Source organism: Hyphomonas sp. UBA3601, assembly GCF_002375605.1.
Lineage (GTDB): Bacteria > Pseudomonadota > Alphaproteobacteria > Caulobacterales > Hyphomonadaceae > Hyphomonas.
Map to the genome: position 1 here is coordinate 14,795 of NZ_DFME01000127.1, position 2,782 is coordinate 17,576.

Annotated in this window: 3 protein-coding genes; all 3 read right to left on the reverse strand. The window is 63.4% G+C overall.

The genetic code is table 11. From position 1 onward, the window contains the following. On the reverse strand, nt 1–504 hold a 504-nt coding region (gene hisG, locus B4F73_RS13890; protein ID WP_290483560.1), incomplete at its 3' end, for an ATP phosphoribosyltransferase. Beyond that, nucleotides 501–1,631 (reverse strand): ATP phosphoribosyltransferase regulatory subunit, encoded by a 1,131-nt coding sequence (locus tag B4F73_RS13895; protein ID WP_290483561.1) that lies wholly within the window; start codon nt 1,629–1,631, stop codon nt 501–503. The genes hisG and B4F73_RS13895, both read right to left, overlap by 4 nt. Next, on the reverse strand, nt 1,628–2,782 hold a 1,155-nt coding region (locus B4F73_RS13900), incomplete at its 5' end, for a histidine--tRNA ligase (protein WP_290483562.1). The genes B4F73_RS13900 and B4F73_RS13895, both read right to left, overlap by 4 nt.

Genomic DNA, 2,782 nt, shown 5'->3' on the forward strand with positions numbered 1-2,782 from the left:
AGGCGCTGCTTCGGTTGCCCCCGCGCTTTCGACGAGCCGATATTCACCCACGGACTTGGCGGCGAAGAAGCGCCGTGTCAGCCGCATATATTTGGTGGCTACCCTGAGACGGCGATGATGCGCCTTGCGGAATGCAGCCCCGGCAGCTTCCAGATCAGACATCGTGTCCACATCAATCCAGGCCTGCGGCACGGCGACGATCACATCTGCACCACCAAAGCCGAGTCGTTCCAACACATGGAAATCCTCTGGCCCCGTCGGCGCGAGGTCCTGCAACAAATCTTCACCCGTCACGCCCGCATGGATACTGCCATCGATCAGCCCCTGTGCGATCTCGCGCGCGGAGAGAAGCCGCATATCGACTTCGCCCAATCCCGAGATTTCCGCCTGGTAGCCGCGCTCGCCACCAATCTGGCGCACTTCAAATCCACGGGCTTTCAGCCACTCCTCGGATTTCTCCTTCAACCGTCCCTTGGAGGGGATCGCAAGTGACAGAACGCTCATGCCGCCTCTCCTTTTGCACGCAGGATGCGATCTGGCCGGACCACGCCGCCAATACCTGACGCCGAGGCCCTGGACCGGGACAGGCCTTCGATCAGGCCATCATAGCGCCCGCCCGAGGCGAGCGGCTGGCGGGAGGTCAAATTCTCACCGAACGATTCGAAGACAAAGCCATCATAATACGTAAACCGTCGACCGAAGCCGGACCGGAAGCGCGCCTCGCTGGCGACGCCCGGCACTGCAGACAGGATCGCCTCCATTCGGCGGGCAACCCGTTCGATTACGGAGGATATGGCCGCGAGCCCGTGTTTGTCACTGATGGTGGCAAGCACGTCAGCCGCCTCCCCTGCAGGGCAGTTCACACCGGCAAGATCAGACAGCGCTGCCCGTGCCGCCTCCGGCACACCACCTGCGGCATGCACCGCCGCCTTTCCGCGCAGACCCGCGACGATTTCGGCAACGCTGCGGGTACCGATCATCGGAATGCCGCGATCACTCAGAACTTTCAAAAATGCGTCTTCCGCCGCCTTCGCGCCGCCTGCATCCAGAACGGGCTGAAGGTCTGACGCCGGCGGTTGAGGCGCAGCATCGAGCAGCTCGCTGACCCCGCCCTCCTGCCGGAAGGCCCGCTTCAAAAGGTCTGTCGTGATACGCGCAAGACCAAGCGCGTCCACAAAGGCTGGAAAAATCGAGAGGTCGCCCATTTCAGTCGCCGTGGGTGACACATCGCAAGCGGCAACGGCTTCGCGTACCAGCGCAAAAGCTTCAGCGTCCGCATCTGCGCCGCTTTCCTTGCCGAACCATTCAAAGCCGACCTGGGTGAATTCCATCGGGTCGCCAGCAGAGGCCGGCAGTCGGAAGGCCCGCGCGGCATAAGTGTAGGCCTTGGCTCCGTCGCCACCCGCAGCGCGCCTGTCCGCCTCCTGCCCCGCCACCGGCAGGGTGAGGTCTGGCCGCATGACCATTTCATTGCCGCGATGATCGGAGAACACACAGAGACGTGCCCGCACCGCTTCGCCGGAGAGCTCCAGCGGGATATCAGACGGCAGGATATAGGCCGGGTCTACCGGTTCGGCGCCCGTTGCCTCGAAAACGCCGCGTGCTGCAGCGGCGAGAGTCTCGTGCGTCATTTCTGGGCCTCGGTGATCTTGCGAATAGCTTCGACCATTTCGGCGCGGGGCACTTCGAACTGACCTGGACGGGCTTCCCGGTATTCTTCGTTGGACTTGATGGCTTTCGCCTTGAGCGCGCCCATTTCAAGGTCCTTGATCGTGACCGTGCCTTTGGCCAGCTCGTCCTCTCCCACCATGACGACAGCAGGCGATGACCGGCGGTCAGCATATTTCATCTGCGGCCGCATGCCGGATGCACCCATATAGGCCTCGGCCCGGATACCAGCCCGGCGCAGTTCGGTTGCGAGCTGCAAGGCGCTGGTCGGGTCTTCCTTGTCGAAATTCAGCACGACGACCGGCCCATCGAGCTTTTCGGTCTCGCCCATGATCTGCATCGCCGCCGCGAGACGGGAAATGCCAATAGAGAAACCGGTGGCCGGAACTGTTTCGCCGGTAAAGCGCGCAACCAGGTCATCATAGCGACCGCCGCCTCCGATGGAGCCGATGCGATAGGTCTTGCCGTCTTCGCCGGTCACCTCGCGGAGCAGTTCCGCCTCATAGACAGGACCGGTATAATATTCGAGGCCGCGCACAACGGATGGATCGATCACGACATCGCCTTCCGGCGCGCCGAGCGCTTCCAGTGCTTTTGCGATGGCTTCGAGTTCAACGAGGCCAGCCTTGCCCTCTTCGGTATCCCCCGTCGCCTTGACGAGATTGGCCAGCGTTTCAGCGCGCGTGTCGGCCCCCGCCTGAGCGAAGGCGAGTACGCGGGTTACTTCTGAGGCGCCGAGTCCCGCCCCTTTTGTATAATCCCCGCTCTCATCCATACGGCCTGCGCCGAGCAGGTCCGCGACGCCCTCGGCGCCAAGACGGTCCAGCTTATCCAGCGCGCGCAGGATCGCGAGGCGCGTGTCCGCGCTTGTCGCGCCGACTCCATCAAGCACGCCATTGAGCAAGCGGCGCGTGTTCACGCGGATCACGAACTCGCCCGGTGCCATGCCAACCGCGCGCAGCGCTTCGGCGCCCATGGCGATCATCTCGGCATCGGCATGATAGCCCGGCGCGCCAATCGTGTCGGCATCGCACTGCCAGAATTCACGGAACCGGCCGGGACCCGGCTTTTCATTCCGCCAGACCGGACCGGCGGCATAGCGACGGAACGGCTT